General features: G+C 73.2%; 16 protein-coding genes and 1 pseudogene. 14 read left to right on the top strand and 3 right to left on the bottom strand.

Annotated elements, in window-relative coordinates; all coding sequences use genetic code 11:
* Positions 1–145: 145 nt before the first annotated feature.
* The 11 genes and pseudogenes from GTY56_RS05575 (at position 146) to GTY56_RS05525 (ending at position 15,666) form a co-directional block, all read left to right on the top strand.
* Positions 146–589, top strand: coding sequence for an SRPBCC family protein (locus tag GTY56_RS05575; RefSeq protein ID WP_161363059.1), 444 nt, complete (start codon positions 146–148; stop codon positions 587–589).
* A 159-nt stretch (positions 590–748) separates the two neighbouring features.
* A complete protein-coding gene (locus tag GTY56_RS05570; RefSeq protein WP_161363057.1) occupies positions 749–3,130 on the top strand; it encodes a DHA2 family efflux MFS transporter permease subunit in 2,382 nt (793 codons plus the stop codon).
* A gap of 163 nt (positions 3,131–3,293) precedes the next feature.
* A pseudogene (locus GTY56_RS05565) lies at positions 3,294–5,710 on the top strand (ATP-binding SpoIIE family protein phosphatase).
* A 122-nt stretch (positions 5,711–5,832) separates the two neighbouring features.
* The gene (locus GTY56_RS05560; RefSeq protein WP_161363055.1) at positions 5,833–6,558 is read left to right on the top strand and encodes a class I SAM-dependent methyltransferase; all 726 of its coding nucleotides are present in this window, start codon (positions 5,833–5,835) and stop codon (positions 6,556–6,558) included.
* Between the two features lie 385 nt (positions 6,559–6,943).
* Positions 6,944–8,041, top strand: a complete 1,098-nt coding sequence (locus GTY56_RS05555; RefSeq protein WP_237524393.1) for an SGNH/GDSL hydrolase family protein — start codon at positions 6,944–6,946, stop codon at positions 8,039–8,041.
* A gap of 74 nt (positions 8,042–8,115) precedes the next feature.
* On the top strand, positions 8,116–8,949 hold the full coding sequence (locus GTY56_RS05550; protein ID WP_161363053.1) for a M55 family metallopeptidase: 834 nt from the start codon (positions 8,116–8,118) through the stop codon (positions 8,947–8,949).
* On the top strand, positions 8,942–10,255 hold the full coding sequence (locus GTY56_RS05545; protein WP_161363051.1) for a M20/M25/M40 family metallo-hydrolase: 1,314 nt from the start codon (positions 8,942–8,944) through the stop codon (positions 10,253–10,255). The genes GTY56_RS05550 and GTY56_RS05545 overlap by 8 nt, the downstream gene beginning before the upstream one ends.
* Positions 10,256–10,259: 4 nt before the next feature.
* Positions 10,260–12,224 carry an LpqB family beta-propeller domain-containing protein gene (locus GTY56_RS05540; RefSeq protein ID WP_161363050.1) on the top strand — a complete coding sequence of 655 codons (1,965 nt, stop codon included), beginning with the start codon at positions 10,260–10,262 and terminating at the stop codon, positions 12,222–12,224.
* Positions 12,221–13,153 carry an LD-carboxypeptidase gene (locus GTY56_RS05535; protein WP_161363047.1) on the top strand — a complete coding sequence of 311 codons (933 nt, stop codon included), beginning with the start codon at positions 12,221–12,223 and terminating at the stop codon, positions 13,151–13,153. Before GTY56_RS05540 ends, GTY56_RS05535 begins: the two co-directional genes overlap by 4 nt.
* Before the next feature lie 72 nt (positions 13,154–13,225).
* On the top strand, positions 13,226–15,061 hold the full coding sequence (locus GTY56_RS05530; protein ID WP_202509768.1) for a CocE/NonD family hydrolase: 1,836 nt from the start codon (positions 13,226–13,228) through the stop codon (positions 15,059–15,061).
* A gap of 44 nt (positions 15,062–15,105) precedes the next feature.
* Positions 15,106–15,666: a GNAT family N-acetyltransferase gene (locus tag GTY56_RS05525; RefSeq protein ID WP_161363043.1), complete on the top strand. Its 561-nt coding sequence runs from the start codon at positions 15,106–15,108 to the stop codon at positions 15,664–15,666.
* 16 nt (positions 15,667–15,682) lie between these two features.
* Here the strand turns inward: GTY56_RS05525 and GTY56_RS05520 are convergent, their stop codons facing one another.
* Positions 15,683–16,030 carry a VOC family protein gene (locus GTY56_RS05520; RefSeq protein WP_107453794.1) on the bottom strand — a complete coding sequence of 116 codons (348 nt, stop codon included), beginning with the start codon at positions 16,028–16,030 and terminating at the stop codon, positions 15,683–15,685.
* 48 nt (positions 16,031–16,078) lie between these two features.
* Between GTY56_RS05520 and GTY56_RS05515 the strand changes: the two genes are divergently transcribed.
* Both GTY56_RS05515 and GTY56_RS05510 read left to right on the top strand, forming a co-directional pair.
* Positions 16,079–16,558, top strand: a complete 480-nt coding sequence (locus GTY56_RS05515; RefSeq protein WP_161363041.1) for a phage holin family protein — start codon at positions 16,079–16,081, stop codon at positions 16,556–16,558.
* Positions 16,559–16,564: 6 nt separating this feature from the next.
* Positions 16,565–17,596 (top strand): SDR family oxidoreductase, encoded by a 1,032-nt coding sequence (locus GTY56_RS05510; RefSeq protein WP_161363039.1) that lies wholly within the window; start codon positions 16,565–16,567, stop codon positions 17,594–17,596.
* A 27-nt stretch (positions 17,597–17,623) separates the two neighbouring features.
* Here GTY56_RS05510 and GTY56_RS05505 read toward each other — a convergent pair whose 3' ends face one another.
* Together GTY56_RS05505 and GTY56_RS05500 are read right to left on the bottom strand one after the other, a co-directional pair.
* Positions 17,624–17,959 carry a GatB/YqeY domain-containing protein gene (locus tag GTY56_RS05505; protein ID WP_161363172.1) on the bottom strand — a complete coding sequence of 112 codons (336 nt, stop codon included), beginning with the start codon at positions 17,957–17,959 and terminating at the stop codon, positions 17,624–17,626.
* A gap of 98 nt (positions 17,960–18,057) precedes the next feature.
* Positions 18,058–19,020, bottom strand: a complete 963-nt coding sequence (locus tag GTY56_RS05500; RefSeq protein WP_161363037.1) for an LLM class F420-dependent oxidoreductase — start codon at positions 19,018–19,020, stop codon at positions 18,058–18,060.
* A gap of 172 nt (positions 19,021–19,192) precedes the next feature.
* Here GTY56_RS05500 and GTY56_RS05495 point away from each other — a divergent pair.
* Positions 19,193–20,525 (top strand): FAD-dependent oxidoreductase (locus GTY56_RS05495; RefSeq protein WP_161363035.1); only part of this gene is annotated, 1,333 nt, incomplete at its 3' end.

Genomic DNA, 20,525 nt, shown 5'->3' with positions numbered 1-20,525 from the left:
ACAGAATAGAACACATGTTCCCTTGATCGTGCGAGGGTGTTTTGCGAACGCGTTCGACCGGTTCGGCCACCCCGATTTGGGGGGCCGGGCAGCGGGGTGGTTGGCTTGCCCCGACCCCCGAGCAACCAGGTCCTGGAGGAAAGCGATGGCGCAGGTCGAAGCCACTACGGAGCGGATCGTCGCGGCGGACGCGGAGACGGTGTTCGACGCCCTCGCCGACTACAGCGGCACGCGCGCGAAGCTGCTGCCCGAGCAGTTCAGCGAGTACGAGGTCCGGGAGGGCGGGGACGGCGAGGGCACCCTCGTCCACTGGAAGCTCCAGGCCACCAGCAAGCGGGTGCGCGACTGCCTCCTGGAGGTCAGCGAGCCCACCGACGGCGAGCTGGTCGAGAAGGACCGCAACTCCTCCATGGTCACCACCTGGCGGGTCACCCCGGCCGGTGAGGGCACGTCCCGGGTCGTGGTGACCACCACCTGGACGGGCGCCGGCGGTATCGGCGGCTTCTTCGAGAAGACCTTCGCGCCGAAGGGTCTCGGCCGCATCTACGACGCGATGCTCACCAAGCTCGCCGCCGAAGTCGAGAAGTAGTCCTCCTCCCAAGGCACGGACATCCAAGGGGTGTTGCCGCCCCTCACCGGTTCGGGTGATCTCCGTACCGCTCGCTCCTGTGCCGTAACTCGTCGCGCTTGCTCGTAGTTGTCGCTTTTACGCGGTAATGGTGCGGCAGCGCGACGAGGGGAGCGGTGAGTGGGCGGGATCACTCTGGCGCAGGACGAACCGGCGGTAGCGCCTCCCGACACCCCCGCACCCCCGCCGGATCCGGACACCGGACCCAGCCCGCGCCGGGTGCGGCTGGTCTTCTTCGCTCTCGTGCTCGCCCTGCTCCTGGCCGCCCTGGAGCAGATGATCGTCGCCACCGCGCTGCCGAAGATCGTCGGTGAGCTGCACGGCCTGGACCGGATGTCCTGGGCGATCACCGCCTACCTGCTCACCGCCACCGTCGGACTGCCGATCTACGGCAAGCTCGGCGATCTGTTGGGCCGCAAGGGCGTCTTCCAGTTCGCGATCGTCGTCTTCGTCGTCGGTTCCGCGCTCGCGGGCCGGGCCCAGACCATGGACCAGCTGATCGCCTTCCGCGCAGTGCAGGGCGTCGGCGCGGGCGGGCTCATGATCGGCGTCCAGGCGATCATCGCGGACATCGTGCCGCCCCGGCAGCGTGCCCGCTATCTGGGCCTGATCGGCGCCGCCTTCGGCCTCGCCTCCGTGGCCGGGCCGCTGCTCGGCGGCTACTTCACCGACCACCTCTCCTGGCGCTGGTGCTTCTACGTCAACGTCCCCTTCGGGCTGGTCACCCTCGCCGTCGTCGCCGTCGCGCTGAAGCTCCCCAAGCCGGCCGCCAGGGCCCGGCTGGACGTCCTCGGCGCGCTGCTGCTGACCGCCGTCTCCACCTGCCTGGTCCTGCTGACCAGTTGGGGCGGCACGGAGTACGCCTGGGACTCGCGCACGATCCTCGGCCTCGCGGCCGGAGCGGCGGCGGCGACCGTCCTCTTCCTCGTCACCGAGCACTTCGCCGCAGAACCCCTCATCCCGCTGCGTCTGTTCAGGGACTCCGTCTTCAACGTCACCGGCCTGGTCGGCCTGGTGGTCGGTGCCGGGCTGTTCGGCGCCGCCGGCTATCTGCCGACGTACCTGCAAATGGTCGACGGGGCCTCCGCCACCGAGTCGGGCCTGCTCATGCTGCCGATGATGGCCGGCATCGTCGGCGCCTCGGTCGTCGTCGGGCAGCTCATCAGCCACACCGGCCGCTACAAGGCCTACCCGGTCCTCGGCGGCACCCTCTCCGTCGCCGGCATGTGGCTGCTGTCCCGCCTGGAGGTGGGCACACCCCGGCTGCACTACAGCATCTGGATGGCCGTCCTCGGCGCGGGCATCGGCATGGTGATGCCGGTGCTGATCCTCGCCGTGCAGAACTCCGTGCGTCCCGCCGATCTCGGCACCGCCACCAGCGCCAACAACTACTTCCGGCAGATCGGCGGCAGCGTCGGAGCCGCCGTCTTCGGCACGCTGTTCGCCGACCGGCTCACCCACGCCCTCGCCGAGCGCCTGCCCGCCCGCGCCGGCACCGGGCTGCCGGACCCCGAGTCCATCACCCCCCAGCTCGTGCACGCACTGCCGCCGGCCCTGCGCGACGAGTACATCCGGGCGTACGCCGACGCCATGCCGCGGATCTTCCTCTACCTGGTGCCGGTGCTCGTCCTCGGGCTGGTCATCGCCCTCTTCCTCAAGGAGAAACCCCTGGTGTCCCACAACGCCTCCGTCACCGACCTCGACACGGCGCCGGGGGCGATCCCGCAGGCCCGGGCGTACGCCGTCGGCGGGCCCGTGTGCGGCTCGGTGCAGCACCACGACGGGACCGTCGTGCCCCGCGCGGCGCTCACGCTCATCGACGCCACCGGGCAGCAGACCGGGCGGGGCGCCAGCGGCGAGGACGGGCGCTACGCGCTGGCCACCCCGGGCCCGGGCTCGTACGTGCTGATCGCCACCGCCGGCGGTCACCAGCCGCAGGCGGTCTCCGTGACCGTCGGCGAACGCCCCGTCGAACTCGACATCGTCCTCGGCGGCGCCGGAAATCTGATCGGCACCGTCGTCACCGGCGACGGCACACCCGTACGGGACGCCACCGTCACGCTCACCAACGTGCACGGCGAGGTCGTGGCCACCACCCGCAGCGGCCGGGAGGGCGGTTACGTCATCACCGAGCTGGTCGCCGGCGAGTACACCCTCGCCGCCAGTGCGCCCGCCTTCCGCCCGGCCGCCCTGCCCGTCACCGTCCAGGCCGCCCGCGAGACCCGCCGGGACATCGAACTGGCCGGCGGCGCCGTGCTGCGCGGCACCGTCCGGGCGGGCGGCGGCCGGCCCGTCGAGGACGCCCGTGTGACGCTGCTCGACGTGGCGGGCAACGTCGTCGACACCCTCACCACCGGGGCCGACGGCACGTTCCGCTTCGTCGACCTGTCCTCCGGCGAGTACACCGTCATCGCCGCCGGCTACCCGCCCGTCGCCACCGTGCTCCAGGTCGCGGGAGGAGACCGCACCGAGCGGGATCTCCAGCTGAGCCACGAGGACTGAAGGGGCACCGGCCGAGGACCGGCCGGCACCGGCGCACGGGGTCGTACGCCGGTGCGTGCCCCGCGCGGGCAATTCCCGCATTGCCTCACATCGCCACCTGCGGGCGCCGTACGGTGGTGACGCCGGCACAGATCTTGCGTCCGTGGGAGAGAGGGCCTGGGCCATGGACCGTGGCACCGACAGGGCTGAGCAGGGCACGGCGACCGAACCCGCCGAGCCCGGCCGCGTCCCCCTGGCCGTCGTCGTGGTCGACCGCGACGGCCTCGTGTCCCACTGGAGCCGCGGCGCACGACGCCTGTTCGGCACCCCCAAGGAAGAGGCGATCGGCCGCACAGCCCTCGACCTGCTCCCCGTCTCCGGCGCCCTGCCCGAAGAGCAGGACGCCCCGTACGCCGCCTGCGACGGTCTCGGCCCCGACCTCGAATCCTCCCTCGACGGAGGGCTCTCCTATCCTGCCGCGGGCCGCGCCCGGCTCGGCTCGCCCGGAGACGGCCGCGTCGACGTCCTGTGGTGGGCCTATCCGCTGGTGGGCCCCGGGCCCGAGCGGCTGCTCGTGCTGGCCGCCGACGCGGACGGGCTGCGGGCGGGTGACGGGGCGTTCGAGCGGATCGCGCCCGGTTTCGCGCTGCACACCGACTTCCCCGGGGCGGAGGACCTCGCCCGCCGCCTCCCCGAGATCCTGCCCAGCATGAGCGTCGGCGAGAGCGCCCGGATCGTCGGACAGATCCTCGAACTCGGCTATCCGATTCTGGAGTTCAGCCAGAACGACCGGGTCCCCGTCACCCCCGACTGGGCGTGGCCCGGCGCGTCGAGCGCAGGGCGCGCCGCGAACGGGCCGCGCGGGCCCTGGCCGCAGGCGAACCCGTGCCGGAGGAACTGCGGGACGAGGGCGAGGACCTCGAATACGCCGCCGTGCGCGAGCGCCTGGAGTTCCTCAACGAGGTCAGCGGCCGCATCGGCACCTCCCTCGACCTGTCCCGCACGATCATCGAGGTCAGCAGGGCGGTCGTGCCCCGCTTCACCGACGTCGCCGGGACGTACCTGCGCGAACAGGTCGTCGCGGGCGAGGAGTTCGCGGACGGCGTGCCCGACACGACCACGATGTGGCACCGGGTCGCCGTCGAGCACACCGACGAACCGGGCCGCTGGGACGACGTCGTCCCCGTCGGCGAGGCCATGCCGTTCCCCGCGCACACACCGTTCTTCCAGTGCATGACCAGCGGCGAACCCGTCCTCGTGCCGCGCATCAGCGAGGAGATGGGGCACGCCATCGCCGCGCAGTTCGAGAAGCGCGACATCCGGCCCCTCATCACCGGCCGCTCCATGCTGGTCGTGCCTCTGAAGGCGCGCAACGTCGTGCTCGGCTTCATGATCCTGCTGCGCCACCCCGAGCGGCCCGTCTTCAATGACATGGACCGCGTCACCGGCGCCGAACTCGCCGCTCGCGCGGGCCTCGTGCTCGACAACGCGCGCATGTACACCTTCCAGGAGAACGTCGCCGAGACACTCCAGGACAGCATGCTGCCGCACATCCCGTCCCGCATGGCGGGCTGCGACATCGCCACCCGTTACCTGCCGGGCACACAGCTCGGACGGGTCGGCGGCGACTGGTTCGACGCGGTGAAACTCCACGGCGGGCGCACCGCGTTCGTCGTCGGCGACGTCATGGGCCACGGGCTGAACTCGGCCGCCATGATGGGCCAGTTGCGTACGGCCGTGCAGACCATGGCAGGGCTCGACCTGCCGCCCGCCCAGATGCTGCGCAACCTCGACGACCTCGCCCAGCGCCTCGGCGACACCTACCTCGCGACCTGCCTCTACGCCGTCTACGACCCGATCGCCGGCGAGCTCCACCTCGCCAATGCCGGGCACATCCCGCCCGTCCTGGTCCGGGCCGCGGACGGCCGCAGCGAACTGCTGGACCTGCCCACGGGTGCGCCCATCGGCGTCGGGGGAGTGCCCTTCGAGGCGGTATGCGTGCGCGTGGAACCCGGCGACCGGCTCGTGATGTGCACCGACGGGCTGGTCGAGGTGCGCGGCGAGGACATCGGGGTCGGTCTCGCCACCCTCTGCGAGTCCGCCGCACACCCCGCCGCGTCCATGGACGACGCCTGCGACACCATCATCCGGGCCCTCAACACACGGGGTGGCCGCAAGGACGACGTGGCGCTGCTGATGGCCCGCCTGGGCGGCATCGAGCCGGACGACGTGGCGGTATGGCGCCTCTCCCTCGACCCGGCCGAAGTGAGCCGGGCCCGCGCGGCGGTCCGCGAGCAACTGCACGACTGGGGCCTGCCGAAGCTCGCCCCGCCCGCCGAGCTGATGGTGGGCGAACTGGTCACCAACGCCGTACGGCACTCCCACGCCCGCCCCGTCGAACTGCGCCTGGTCCGCGGCGACACCCTGCTGTGCGAGGTGGACGACGACGACCACGAGCTGCCGACGCTGCTCAACGCGGGCCCGCTCGACGAGGCCGGGCGCGGTCTGCGCGTCGTCAGCACCCTGTCCCGCGAGTGGGGGACCAGCCGGACCAAGACCGGCAAGACGGTCTGGTTCGAGCTGACGCTGCCGCGCCGCTGAACACCCCCGGGTCGCAGGGGGCGTGAAGGTACGTGCCGCGTTCTTGTGGCCGGGGCCCGGGCGCGATACACCGTACTCGCCCGCCGCACGGCGGGGTTCGTACGCACCCTGGGGAGTGGGCCATGAGCGTGACGAGTCGGTACCGGGAGGCCTGGGAGGGTTTCTGGCGTGAGGCGTCCGACGAACCGGGGGCGGTGTTCTGGGACGCTGAACCGGTCCTGACCGTGGGCCCGCACCTGGCCCTCTTCGAGCCGTACCTGACCGATCCCGCACTGCCGCTGGTGGACCTCGGCTGCGGCAACGGCACCCAGACCCGCTACCTCGCCGACCGCTTCCCGAGGGTCCTGGGCGTCGACCTGTCCGCCGCGGCCCTCGACCACGCCCGGCGCTCCGACCCCGCGGGGCAGGCCGCCTACCGGCAGCTGGACGCCGCCGGGAAGGACGAGGCCCAGGCCCTGCACGCGGAGCTCGGCGACACCAACGTCTACATGCGCGGCGTCCTGCACCAGTGCGAGCCGGACGACCGGCAGCCCTTGGTCGACGGCATCGCCACGCTGGTCGGCGACCGTGGCCGCGTCTGCCTGGTGGAGCTCTCGGGCGCCGCCAAGCAGGTCCTCGGGGGGCTGGTGGGCGGCCAGGACGGTCCGCCGCCCAAGCTCGCGCCCGTGTTCCGGCACGGCCTCGCGCCCGGCGAGGTCTCGGACGAGGCCGTGCCCGAGTACCTGCGCTCGGCCGGCCTCACCGTCCTGGCGAGCGGCCGACTGCCCCTGAAGACCACGGAGTACCGGCCCGACGGCACCCGCATCGAGCTGCCCTCCACCTGGCTGGTGGCGGGGCGCACGGCCTGAGGCGAGCCGCCGGCGGTCCGCGCCGGCCGGACAGGCCGGCTGCGGCGCCGCAGCCGCCCGGACGAGACGGAAGCCGCTTCGGCACCAGGTGGCGACGGTGTCGCGCAGAGCGCAGGCCGGCCCGGCTGGTGCGGGAGCGGCGCGGCAGGCACGCCGACGCCTTCGCCGCCACCGGCCACGGCAGGCTCGCGGTCACCCTCGGCCCGGTCACCGGCCACCGGCTCGCCGAGCAGGTCGTCCGTGGGTCCGGCCCGAGGCGCTCGTGCCGTTCGGCTTCGACCGGCTCCGGCGCTGAGCCGGACGCCGTCTGGTGGACGGCGGATTTGTCGATGTACGGTCACTCCGTCCCGTCCCTGCACCCGCCTCGCCCCCGCGGAGGACAGCCATGACCATGCCCTGGTTACGGACGCTGGTCGCCTCGGCGGCGTCGGCGGTGCTGGTCGGTACAGCGGCCGTCACGACCGCCGCCGCACCGGACCACCGCGGGGTACGGGACAGCGTGCACACCGCGGGACGGGTCAAGGACGCCGGCGGCATGTGGCAGTACAGCTGGCCCGGCGTCTACTTCGAGGGCCGGATCCGGGGCACCGGCGTGGGCATCGTGCTCGACGACCCGGCGGCCGACTACGACGTCCAGGTCGACGGAGTCACCGTCGCGACCCTCGTCACGCCGGGGCGGACGACCCACTGGGTCAGGGGCCTGCGCGAGGGCGTCCACACCGTCCGGCTCGTCAAGCGCAACGACACCCCGTGGAGCACCAGCGCCTTCGGCGGCTTCGTCGCCCCGCCCGGCGGCGCCGTCCTGGCCAGGCCCGCCGCCCGCAGCCGCCAGATCGAGTTCATCGGCGACTCCCTCACGGCCGGCTACGGAAACCTCTCAGCCTCCCGCGACTGCGACGGCGAGCAGCTCAAACGCACCACCAACGCCGACGTGAGCTACGGCGCCCTCACCGCCCGGAGACTGCGCGCCGACTACCAGATCAACGCGTACTCGGGCCAGGGCATGGTGCGCAACTACAACGGCGGCTCCCCGGAGGTGAACTACCGCAGCTTCTACGACCGCGCGCTGCTGAACGTGCCGGGTGACGTCTGGCAGAACCCGGGCACCTGGCGCCCGCGGCTGGTGGTGGTCCACCTCGGCACGAACGACTTCTCGACGCCGGTCAACCCGGGCGAGCCCTGGACGGACGAGAGCCTCGCCGCCGCCTACCGCAGCGCCTACAGCGGCTTCCTCGCCAAACTGCGTGGGCGCTACGGCCCTGCGACCACCATCCTGGCCGCGGGCACGGGCCCGTTCGCCGGCCATGTCGAACACGTCGTCCAGGAGCGCACCGCCGCGGGCGACCGCGGGGTCCGCTACTGGCCCCTCGACACCACCGGCCTGGACCACACCGGCTGCCACTGGCACTACTCGGCCCGTGACCACCGGCTCCTGGCCGACCGCCTCACCGGGTTCCTCGCCGACGTGCCGATCCGTTGGTGACGACCTCGTAGCCGGTTGCGCGCCCAGCGCGTAACGTGACGAACCATGAACATCTCCGCCCTGGCAGGCACGTCATGAGAATCCTCATCAGCGCCGACATGGAGGGCGCCACCGGAGTCACCTGGCCCGACGACGTGATGCCGGGCGCCTCCCAGTGGGAGCGCTGCCGCTCGCTGTTCACCTCCGACGTCAACGCCGCCGTACAGGGCTTCCACGACGGCGGCGCCGACGAGGTGATCATCAACGAGGCCCACTCCACCATGCGCAACCTGCTGCTGGAGCGGCTCGACGACCGCGCCCGGATGCTCACCGGCCGGCACAAGGCGCTGTCCATGGTGGAGGGCGTGCAGCACGGCGACGTCGACGGCATCGCGTTCGTCGGCTACCACGCGGGCGCCGGCATGGAGGGCGTCCTCGCCCACACCTACCTCGCCAACTCCATCACGGGCGTGTGGCTCAACGACGTCCGGGCGAGCGAGGGGCTGCTCAACGCCCAGGTCGCCGCCGAGTACGGGGTGCCCGTCGTGCTGGTCACGGGGGACGACGTCGCCTGCGAGGACGCGCTCGGCTACGCGCCCGAGGCGCTCAAGGTCGCCGTGAAGGACCACGTGTCGCGGTACGCGGCGGTGTGCCGCACTCCCGGTCGCACCGCGGCCGACATCCGGGCGGCGGCCAAGGAGGCGGCCACGCTGGCGGTCCGTCACCAACCGGTGCACGGCGGCCCGTTCACCGTGGCCGTGGAGTTCGACGCGGAGCACCTGGCGATGGCCGCCACCGTCGTCCCGGGTGTGGACCGGATCGGGGAGCGCAAGGTGGCGTACACGAGCGGGACCATGTATGAGGGCATCCGCGCCTTCAAGGCGGTCACCACGATCGTCTCGGCCGCGGTGGAGGAGCAGTATGGCTGAGCAGGTGGACCCGCCCGCGCTGGACGAGGTCGTGACCTTCACGTCCGACCTCATCAGGATCGACACCACCAACCGGGGCGGCGGCGACTGCCGGGAGCGGCCCGCCGCCGAGTACGCGGCCGCACGGCTCGCCGACGCCGGGATCGAACCGGTCCTGCTGGAGCGCACCCAGGGGCGGACCAACGTCGTCGCCCGGGTCGAGGGCACCGACCCCTCCGCCGACGCCCTGCTGCTCCACGGCCATCTGGACGTCGTACCCGCCGAGGCCGCCGACTGGAGCGTGCACCCCTTCTCCGGGGAGATCCGCGACGGGGTCGTCTGGGGCCGCGGAGCCGTCGACATGAAGAACATGGACGCGATGATCCTGGCCGTCGTGCGCGGCTGGGCCCGGCAGGGCGTCCGGCCCCGCCGGGACATCGTCGTCGCGTTCACCGCCGACGAGGAGGCCAGCGCCGAGGACGGATCCGGGTTCCTCGCCGACGAGCACCCCGAACTGTTCGAGGGCTGCACCGAAGGCGTCAGCGAGTCGGGCGCCTTCACCTTCCACGACGGCAGCGGGCGGCAGATCTACCCGGTCGCCGCCGGGGAACGGGGCACCGCCTGGCTGAAGCTCACCGCCCGCGGACGCGCCGGGCACGGCTCCAAGGTCAACCGGGACAACGCCGTGACCCACCTCGCGGGCGCCATCGCCCGGATCGGCGCGCACCAATGGCCGCTGCGGCTCACCCCGACGGTACGCGCCTCCCTCACCGAACTCGCCGCGATCTACGGCATCGAGACCGACCTCACCGACGTGGACGCGCTGCTGGAGAAGATCGGCCCGGCCGGGAAGCTCGTCGAGCCGACCCTGCGCAACAGTGCCAACCCGACCATGCTGGACGCCGGTTACAAGATCAATGTCATCCCCGGGCAGGCCGTGGCGTACGTGGACGGCCGGTACATGCCCGGCGGCGAGGAGGAGTTCCGCCACACCCTCGACCGGCTCACCGGGCCGGACGTGGACTGGGAGTTCCACCACCGCGAGGTCGCCCTTCAGTCGCCGGTGGACTCGCCGACGTTCGCCGGCATGCGGGCCGCCGTCGAGGAGTTCGCGCCGGAGGGCCACGTGGTGCCGTTCTGCATGTCCGGCGGCACCGACGCCAAGCAGTTCTCCCGTCTCGGCATCACCGGCTACGGCTTCACCCCCCTGAAGCTGCCGGACGGTTACGACTACGCGGCCATGTTCCACGGGGTCGACGAACGGGTACCGGTCGAGGCGCTGCACTTCGGTGTCCGCGTACTCGACCGGTTCCTGCGGACGGCCTAGGAGAGTGGGGGAGACGGTGCGGACGCTGGCCTACGGGGCGTGGCCCTCGCCCATCGACGCGGCCCTGACCGCCGCGCACGACGGGCACCCGGAGTACGTGGGCTTCGTCGGCGACGAGGTGTGGTGGACCGAGCCGCGCCCCGCCGAAGGCGGCCGGCGCACGCTGGTCCGGCGGCACGCCGACGGCCGGGAGGAGCCCTTGCTGCCCGCGCCGTGGAACGTGCGCAGCCGGGTCATCGAGTACGGCGGGCACCCGTGGGCCGCCCTCGCGGGGGACAGCGGACCGCTGGTGGTGTTCGTGAACTTCGCCGACCAGCGGCTGTACCGCTGCGAGCCGGGCGGCGAACCCCGACCGCTCACCCCCGTGTCCTCCGTGGGGGCCGGCCTGCGCTGGGCCGAGCCGCTGCTGCGGCCCGAACGGGGCGAAGTGTGGTGCGTGCTGGAGGAGTTCACGGGGGACGGACCCACCGATGTGCGCCGCGTCCTGGCCGCCGTACCGCTGGACGGATCCGCGGCCAGGGACCGGGGCGCCGTCCGCGAACTCACCGACGGCAGACACCGGTTCGTCACCGGTCCGAAGCTCTCGCCCGACGGGCGGCGGGCCGCCTGGCTCGCCTGGGACCATCCGCGCATGCCCTGGGACGGCACCGAGCTGCTCCTGGCCGAGGTCGCGCCCGACGGCACCCTGCGCGAAGCCCGGGCCGTGGCGGGCGGCCCCGGGGAGTCCGTCGCCCAGGTCGACTGGACCCACGACGGCCGTCTGCTGCACGCGAGCGACTGCACCGGCTGGTGGAACCTCTACCTCGACGGACAGCCCGTGTGCCCGCGCGAGGAGGAGTTCGGCGGCGCGCTGTGGAAGCTGGGCTCGCGCTGGTTCACGCCGCTGGACAGCGGGCTGATCGCCGTCGTGCACGGCCGGGGCGCCACCGCCCTGGGCATCCTGGACCCCGAGACCGGCGAGGTCGTCGACGCCGCCGGGCCCTGGACGGAGTTCACCCCCACCCTGGCCGCCCACGGCGAACGGGTCGTCGCCGTCGGGGCCAGCCCGCGCAGCGCCTACGAGGTCGTCGAGCTGGACGCCCGCACGGGCCGGGCCCGGGTCGTCGGCGCCGAGCACGACGACGCCGTCGATCCCGCGTACTACCCCGAGCCGCAGATCCGCACCTTCACCGGCCCCGACGGGCGCGACATCCACGCCCACATCTACCCGCCGCACCACCCCGGCTGCGTCGCGCCCGGCGACGAACTGCCGCCCTACGTCGTCTGGGCGCACGGCGGGCCCACCGGCCGGGCCCCGCTCGTGCTCGACCTGGAGATCGCCTACTTCACCTCGCGCGGCATCGGCGTCGCCGAGGTGAACTACGGCGGCTCCACCGGCTACGGGCGCTCCTACCGTGAGCGGCTGCGCGAGCAGTGGGGCGTGGTCGATGTCGAGGACTGCGCCGCCGTCGCCCTGGCCCTGGCCGAGGAGGGCACCGCCGACCGCGCCCGGCTCGCCGTCCGGGGCGGCAGCGCGGGCGGCTGGACCGCGGCCGCCTCGCTGACCACGACCGACGTCTACGCCTGCGGCACCATCAAGTACCCCATCCTGGACCTGGCCGGCTGGGGCACGGGGGAGACCCACGACTTCGAGTCGCGGTACCTGGAGGGCCTGATCGGGCCGCTCGCCGAGGTGCCCGCCCGGTACGCGGAACGCTCGCCCGCCGCCCACGCCGACCGCCTCGCCGTGCCGTTCCTGCTGCTCCAGGGCCTCGACGACGTGATCTGCCCGCCCGTCCAGTGCGAGCGGTTCCTGGCCCGCCTGGAGGGCCGGCGGGTACCGCACGCGTATCTCGCCTTCGAGGGGGAGGGGCACGGCTTCCGGAAGGCGGAGACCATGGTGCGCGCCCTGGAAGCGGAACTCTCCCTGTACGCCCAGGTGTTCCGCCTGCCCTCGCCCGGCGTCCCCACCCTGGAGCTCAGCAAGTGAACCAGCTCGTCCGACCGCCCCGGCTCGTCCCCGGCGCCCGCGTCGCCGTCGTCGCGCCCAGCGGGCCTGTGCCCGAGGAACGCCTCCAGGCCGGGCTCGACATCCTGCGCGGCTGGGACCTCGACCCCGTCCTGGCGCCGCATGTGCTGGACCGGCACAGGGAGTTGGACTACCTCGCCGGCACGGACGAACAGCGCGCCGCCGACCTCCAGGCCGCCTGGTGCGATCCGACCGTCGCGGCCGTCCTGTGCGCCCGGGGCGGGTACGGGGCGCAGCGCATGGTCGACCTGCTCGACTGGACGGCGATGCGGGCTGCGGGCCCGAAGGTGTTCGCCGGGTTCAGCGACGTCACCGTCCTGCACCAGGCCTTCGCCACCCGCCTGGGCCTGGTCACGTTGTACGGGCCCGCCGCCGCCGGCGTCGACTTCCTCAAGAACGCCCGGGCCCAGGACCACCTGCGGGCCAGCCTCTTCGAGCCGGAGTCCGTGACGACGCTGACGGCCGTGTCCTCGGGCGGCACCGCGCTGGTCCCGGGCCGCGCCCGGGGCGTCACCCTGGGAGGGTGCCTGAGCCTGCTCGCGAGCGACCTCGGCACCCCGCACGCCCACCGCGGGGCGCGGGGCGGGCTGTTGCTGGTGGAGGACGTCGGCGAGAGCCCCTACCGCCTGGACCGGTACCTGACCCAGCTCCTGCGCGCCGGCTGGCTCGACGGGGTGGCCGGGATCGTGCTCGGCTCCTGGGCGGCGTGCGGCCCGCGCGAGGCGCTGCGCGCGGTCTTCGCCGACCGGCTCGGTGGCCTGGGCGTCCCGGTCGTGGAGGAGTTCGGGTTCGGGCACGGCGAGGGCGCGCTGACCATGCCCCTCGGGGCCGGGGCCGAACTGGATGCCGACGCGGGCACGTTGACGCTGGACGAACCGGCCCTCGGCTGAGCGGACCGCTGCTGAAATTCTGTCAAGAAACCCTCGTTTCGGTGATTGACGACCCCTGACACGTGTCACACCATGACAACCGGCCGGTACCTACCGGTCGGTATCCGGGTTGCCCTCACCGTGGAGGTCCGAGTGTCCCGACGCGTGCCCAGATTCCGCGCCCCCCTCGTCCTCGCCCTGGGCGCCGCCCTGGCCCTGCCCCTCGCCCCGCCCGCGCCCGCCGCCGACACCTACACCCTCACGCCGCTGAAGTTCACCGTCCGGGCCGGCGGCCGGACCTGCACCGTCGACGCCGACCTGTACCGCCCCGCGGGCGTGGACCGCGACCACCCCGCACCCGCCGTACTCGGCACCAACGGCTTCGGCGGCAGCAAGTCCGACGGCTCCACGGACACCATCGGCAAGGCCTTCGCCCAGCGCGGCTACGTCTCGCTGATCTACTCCGGGCTCGGATTCGGCCGCAGCGGCTGCCTCGTCTCCCTCGACGACCCGGACATCGACGGCGCGGCGGCCTCGCAGCTCGTCGACTTCCTCGGCGGCAAACGCGCCGCCGACGACGGCACCACCGCCGACTTCGTCACGCGGGACGCTCCCGGGGACCCCCGGGTGGGCATGATCGGCGGATCCTACGGCGGCGCCGTGCAGCTGGCCACGGCCGCCGTCGACCACCGCCTCGACGCGCTCGTCCCGATGATCACCTGGAACGATCTGGCCTACTCGCTCGATCCCAACAACGCCGTCGGCAGCTCGGGCGTCCCCGGCGCCTTCAAATGGCAGTGGACGAACGGGTTCTACCTCATCGGCGAGGGCCAGCCGCTGCTCCAGCCCGCCCTCGACCCGTCCCGCATCAACTCCCTGGCCTGCCTGCACTTCGTCACCGAGGCCTGCCGGACCGTCCACACCCTCAACTCCGGCAGCTACCCGGCCGACCGCACCGCCGAGCTGCTCGCCTTCGCACACCGGGTCTCCCCGGTGTCGTACCTCCACCGTGTGCGCACCCCCACCCTGCTGGTCCAGGGGCAGGCCGACACCCTGTTCAACCTCAACGAGGCCACGGCCACCTACCGGACGCTCAAGGCCCAGGGCACGCCCGTCAAGATGATCTGGCAGTCCTGGGGTCACAGCGGGGGCCTCACCGGCCCGGCCGCCGGTGAACTCGACCTGTCCCGGGGCAACCTGGAGACCAGCTACGTCGGCCGGCGCGTCCTCGCCTGGTTCGACCGCCATCTGCGCGGGCGGGCCGACGTCGACACCGGACCGGCCTTCGCCTACTACCGCGACTGGATCACCGACCCCGACCGCACCTACGCCACCGCGAGCCGTCTCCCCGCCACCGGCCGCACCCTCTACCTCTCCGGCGACGGCAGACTCGTCGACCGGCGCGGCGAGGTCGCCGCCGGCAGCCGCCGCTACACCAACTGGCTCATCCCCACGAGCCATTCGGAAAGCTCGCTGTCCGGCCTCATCGGCGTGCCGGACACCCCGCCGCGCGACACCAAGGGCACCTACCTCGACTGGACGAGCGAGCCGCTGAAACGCCCCCTCGACGTCGTCGGCGCACCGCGGGCCACGCTCAAGGTGGTCTCCCCGAAGGCAGAGCGCACCCAGAACTCCGCCGACGCGGCCGACAAGCTCGTCCTGTTCGCCAAGCTCTACGACGTCGCCCCCGACGGCACCCGCACCCTGGTGCGCCGCCTGGTCGCGCCGGTACGCGTCCCGGACGTCACCAAGAGCTTCACCGTCACCCTGCCCGGCATCGTGCACCGGTACCAGGCCGGGCACCGGCTGCGGTTCGTGATCGCCGCGAGCGACGACGCGTACTTCGGCAACCGTGGGATCAAGCCCGTGACCGTGATCAGCGGGCCGCGGAACACCGGGGTGCTCCGGCTGCCGGTCGCCGGCTCCTGACGCCCCGACTGGGGAGGCACAGCCGGCGCGGTTACTGTGGCGGGGTGCCGCACCACGCATCCCGCCACCTCGCCGAAGGCCCCCGGGTGGGCGTACGCCACTTCACCTACGGGGACGGTGCCGAGTTCACCGCCCGCGCCCGGGAGAGCAAGGACCTGCACCACCCGTGGCTCTTCCCGCCCACCACGGCCCAGACCTACACCGCCTACGCGGGCCGGCTGATCGAGGATCCGTCCAAGGCCGGGTTCCTGGTCTGCGACAAGAGCGACGGGGCCATCGGCGGGTTCATCAACATCAACAACATCGTCGAGGGCGGCTTCCAGTCCGGGGCGCTGGGCTACGGCGCCTTCGCGCACGCCGCCGGGCGCGGGCTGATGCGCGAAGGCCTGGACCTCGTCGTGGGCCACGCGTTCGGCCCGATGCGGCTGCACCGGCTGGAGATCAACGTCCAGCCGGGGAACGCCGCGTCGATCGCCCTGGCCCGTGCCTGCGGCTTCCGCCTGGAGGGCTTCTCGCCGAAGATGCTCTTCGTCGACGGAGCCTGGCGCGACCACCAACGCTGGGCGATCACCACGGAGATGATCACCCGGCCGAGCCGGCCCTGAGCCCCCGCGGCGCCGCCTACGCCTGCCGGTCCACGTACTCGTAGACCGAGCCGTCCGGATGCAGGGCGATCAGGTTGCGGCCCGCCGGCGAGGCGATCGGGCCCGCCACGATGTGCGCCCCCAGTCCGGTCAGCACCTTGTGCGTCTCCTCGACGTCCGTCACGGCGATCGTCGCCGCGACCTTGCGCAGCACCTCCAGTTCGGCCGGGGGGCCGCTCATCAGCAGGAAGCAGCCGATCGCCGCCACCTGGACACCTCCCCGCTCGAAGCGCTGGGCTCTGCCGCCCGCCAGCCGCTCGTAGAAGGGGATCGCGGTCTCGAGGTCGTCGACGCAGACGCGCAGTGTGGCACCCAGAATCTCCATGCGGCGAAGCCTAGTTACGCGCAGGGGGGCGAGGGTACCCGGCCGGGCATGAAGCCGTTGGATCACCTGGAGCATCTGGACAAGCACCTGGTCGACGAGCTGGCACAGGTGGCGCGCGAGACCGTACGGGACGAACTGCGCGAGCAGACGCGCAAGCAGCGCCGCAAGGCCGCCCTGTACGCCGCGTCCGGCGCGCTCGCCCTGTACGCGGGCGCGGCCCTCGCGCTCGCCGTGGGGCTGGCCCTCGCCCTGGGCCTGCCCGACTGGGCCGCCGCACTCATCACCGCGGTGATCCTGGGCGCCCTGGCCTACGTGCTGCGCGGCATGGCGCGGCCGTCCCGCCCGGGGCAGGATCACGCGGCCGGCATGCCCACGGACGGGCACAGCGCCCGCCGGAGCGGGGCCGAGGCGGTCGGGGGTATGCCGTATCCGCCCGTGCCGCCGGCCCCGCCCGCCGGAGCGGACGCCCCGGGCCCCGTGCCCCCGCGGCCGTCAAAGGCTCCGGACGTACCGCGCCGGGGGGTGTGACCCCGGGTGCGCAAGGCAGCGGCATCGCATCGGCGCGGCCGGGTGGTCGTCGTGACCGGAGCCGGCGGCGGCGTCGGACGGGCCACGGTCCGCGCCTTCGCCGCCCGCGGCGACAAGGTCGCCCTGCTCGCCCGCGGACGTGAGGGACTCGCCGCCGCGGCGGACGAGGTGGAGCGCGCCGGCGGCGAGGCCCTCGTCGTCACCGTGGACGTCTCCGACGCCAAGGCCGTCGACGACGCGGCCCGGCAGGTCGTCGACGCCTTCGGCCACATCGACGTCTGGGTCAACAACGCCTTCACCGGAGTGTTCGCGCCGTTCACGGAAGTCGCCCCGGACGAGTTCCGCCGCGTGACCGAAGTGACCTACCTGGGCTATGTGTTCGGCACCCGGGCCGCCCTGCGCCACATGCTGCCGCGCGACCGCGGGACCATCGTGCAGGTGGGCTCCGCGCTCGCCTACCGGGGCATCCCGCTGCAGTCCGCGTACTGCGGGGCCAAGCACGCGATCCAGGGGTTCAACGAGTCGCTGCGCTGCGAGCTGCTGCACGCGCGCAGCGGGGTGCGGACGACGATGGTGCAGCTGCCGGGCCTCAACACCCCGCAGTTCGACTGGGTGCTGAACCGCATGCCGGGGCGGGCCCGGCCCGTCGCGCCCGTCTATCAGCCGGAGGTCGCGGCCCGGGCCATCGTGCACGCGTCGTCGCACGCGCGGCGCCGGGAGTACTGGGTGGGCGGGTCCACGGTCGCCACGCTCCTCGCCAACGCGGTCGTCCCCGGGTTGCTGGACCGCTACCTGGCCCGGACCAACGTCGACGCGCAGCAGGAAAAGGGCCGGCCCGAGGGCCCGGCGAACCTGTGGTCACCGGCGGACGGCGCGCACGGGCGGGACTTCGGCGCGCACGGGCGATTCGACGACGAGTCCACCGGCAACAGCCCGCAGCAGTGGCTGTCACGGAACCGCGGTTGGATGGGCGCGGTCCTCACCGCGGGGGCCGCCGCCCTGGCGGCCCGCAGGCTGACCACCCCCGCCCGCGGTTAGCCGCCCGCGCCCGCCGCCGGTCGGCGGCTACGAGCTCCGCGCCGTGCCCTCGGCGGCGCCGTCGAGGAAGCGCAGCAGCACGGCCGCCTCCGTCCGCAGCCGGTCGGCGCGGTCCGCGTGTGCGGGGGCGGTCAAGTGCGCCGCCGCCTCCAGCCGTTCGGCGGCCTCGGCCCGCACGACGTCCACCATCTCCTCTTCGCTGAGCTCACGCCGGGCCGCCTCGGTGGCGCCGGCACCGACCGGTGAGGCCTCAAGCGCAGCGGCGCGCGGCGCGGTCTCGTCCAGGGGAACCGCCTCGGCGTTGTCCAGCGCCGCCAGGGTGGCGCGCAGGGCACTCACGGCGGCCCTGTCCCGGGCCCGCATCGCTTCCGGCAGAGCGTCACGCATACGAAGACGTACCGACATGCCCGCGACTGTAGGCGACCCGGTGCAGGGCCGTCCCCGGATTTCCGGAGCGAGCGTCAGGCGGCCTGCTGGAGCTGCGGCAGCACCTTCGTGCGGTAGAAGTCGAAGAAGCCGCGCAGGTCGGGCCCGATCTGGTTCACGTAGACCCGGTCGAAACCCGCGTCGGCGAACTGCCTCAGCTCCGCCACGTGCTCGTCCACGTCGTCGCCGCACACCCGGTTCGCGCGCACCATGTCCTCGGTGACGAGCTGCTGCGCCTGCTCGAAGTGCTTGGGGGAGGGCAGCACCTGGCCGAGCTCGCCCGGCAGTTGCTCGTTGGCCCAGAGCCGGTGGACGGTCCGGGCGGCCTCGTCCCTGTCGGTGTCGTAGCAGACCTTGGTGCCGCCGCTGACGAGCTTTCCGCCGCCTCCGCCCTTGCGGTACTGCTCCACCATCGCCTCGTCCGGCATGACGGTGATGTAGCCGTCGCCCACGCGGGAGGCGAGCTGGGTCGCGGCCGGTCCGAAGCCGGAGATGTCGATGGGGATCGGCTCGTCCGGGACCGTGTACAGGCGGGCGTTCTCGACCGTGTAGTGCGGGCCGTGGTGGTTGACCTCCTCGCCCGTGAAGAGGCGGCGCATCACCTGGATGGCCTCCTCCAGCATGTCCAGACGCACGTGCGCCGGCGGCCAGTGGTCGCCCAGGATGTGTTCGTTGAGCGCCTCGCCGGACCCGACGCCCAGCCGGAAGCGGTTGTTCGTCATCACCGCGCTGGTCGCGGCGGCCTGCGCCACCACCGCCGGGTGCATGCGCACGGTCGGGCAGGTCACCGCCGTCTCGACCGGCAGGGACACCGCCTCCGACAGCGCGCCGATCACCGACCAGACGAACGGGCTCTGGCCCTGCTCATCGTTCCAGGGGTGGTAGTGGTCCGAGATCCACAGCGCCTGGAAACCGGCCTGCTCGGCCATCCGCGCCTGTTCGATCAGCTCGGCGGGTCCGTACTGCTCGCACGAGAGGAAGTAACCGTACTCGGGCATGGGGGAGTGCCTCCGCGACGTCGGCGGTCCGTATCCCGCACCGGGTTACCCGCGCGCCGGGCCGGAAACCGGCGGCGTACGGGCCGGTGGGCCCCGGCCGACGTTTGGGTGCGCAGGCCAGGGGGACGCGGAAGGCTCCCGAGCTACGCGACAGCGCCGGAGGCGAGCGACCGTGAGTCGACCCCGCATCCTAATCGTCGGTGCCGGCTTCGCCGGGTACCGCACGGCCCGCACCCTGTCCCGGCTCACCCGGGGCCGGGCCCACATCACCCTGCTGAACCCGACCGACTACTTCCTGTACCTGCCCCTGCTGCCCCAGGTCGCCGCCGGCATCCTGGAGCCGCGCCGGGTCACGGTCTCCCTCTCCGACTCGCTGCCGGACGTCCGGCTGGTGCTGGGGGAGGCGGACCGGATCGACCTCGACGACGGCACCCTGCACTACACGGGTCCCGAGGGCGAGGTGGGCTCGCTCTCCTACGACCGGCTGGTGCTGGCCGCGGGCAGCGTCAACAAGCTGCTGCCCATCCCCGGGGTCGCCGAGCACGCGCACGGCTTCCGGGGGCTGCCCGAGGCGCTCTACCTGCGCGATCACGTGACCCGGCAGGTGGAGCTCGCGGCTTCCGCCGACGACCCGGAGGCGTGCGCCGCGCGGTGCACCTTCGTGGTGGTCGGCGCCGGGTACACGGGCACCGAGGTCGCCGCGCACGGGCAGATGTTCACCGACGCGCAGGTCCGCAAGCACCCGCTGCGGAAGGGCATGCGGCCGCGCTGGATGCTGCTGGACGTGGCGCCGCGCGTGCTGCCCGAGATGGACGAGAAGCTCTCCGCCACCGCCGACCGGGTCCTGCGGCAGCGGGGCGTCGACGTGCGGATGGGGACCTCCGTGAAGGAGGCCACGCACGACGGGGTCGTGCTGACCGACGGCGAGTTCGTCCGGACCCGGACGCTCGTGTGGTGCGTGGGCGTACGTCCCGACCCGCTGGTGGAGTCCCTCGGGCTGCCGATGGAGAAGGGGCGGCTGCTCGTCGACCCGCACCTGCGGGTGCCGGGGCGGCCGGAGCTGTTCGCTTGCGGTGACGTGGCCGCCGTGCCCGATCTGGAGAACCCCGGGAGCTACACGCCGATGACCGCGCAGCACGCCTGGCGGCACGGCAAGGTCGCGGCGGAGAACGTCGCGGCGTCGCTCGGCCTCGGCGGGTCGCGCAAACCCTACCGTCACCGCGACCTCGGCTTCGTCGTCGACCTGGGCGGGGCCAAGGCCGCCGCCAACCCGCTCGGCGTGACCTTGTCCGGCGTACCGGCCGGGGCGGTGACGCGGGGCTATCACCTCGCCGCGATGCCCGGGAACCGGGTCCGGGTCGCGGCCGACTGGCTGCTGGACGCGGTGCTGCCGCGCCAGGCCGTGCAGTTGGGGCTCGTACGGTCCTGGTCGGTGCCGCTGGACACGTCGTCGCCCGAGGTGGCCCGCGTGGCGGGCGGGCCCGGGCGGCGGGCGGACGCCAGGT

Source organism: Streptomyces sp. SID5643, from assembly GCF_009872555.1.
GTDB classification, from domain to species: Bacteria; Actinomycetota; Actinomycetes; order Streptomycetales; family Streptomycetaceae; genus Streptomyces; species Streptomyces iakyrus.
Note: the sequence above shows the minus strand (reverse complement) of the source record. Positions and strands in the feature narration are given on the sequence as shown.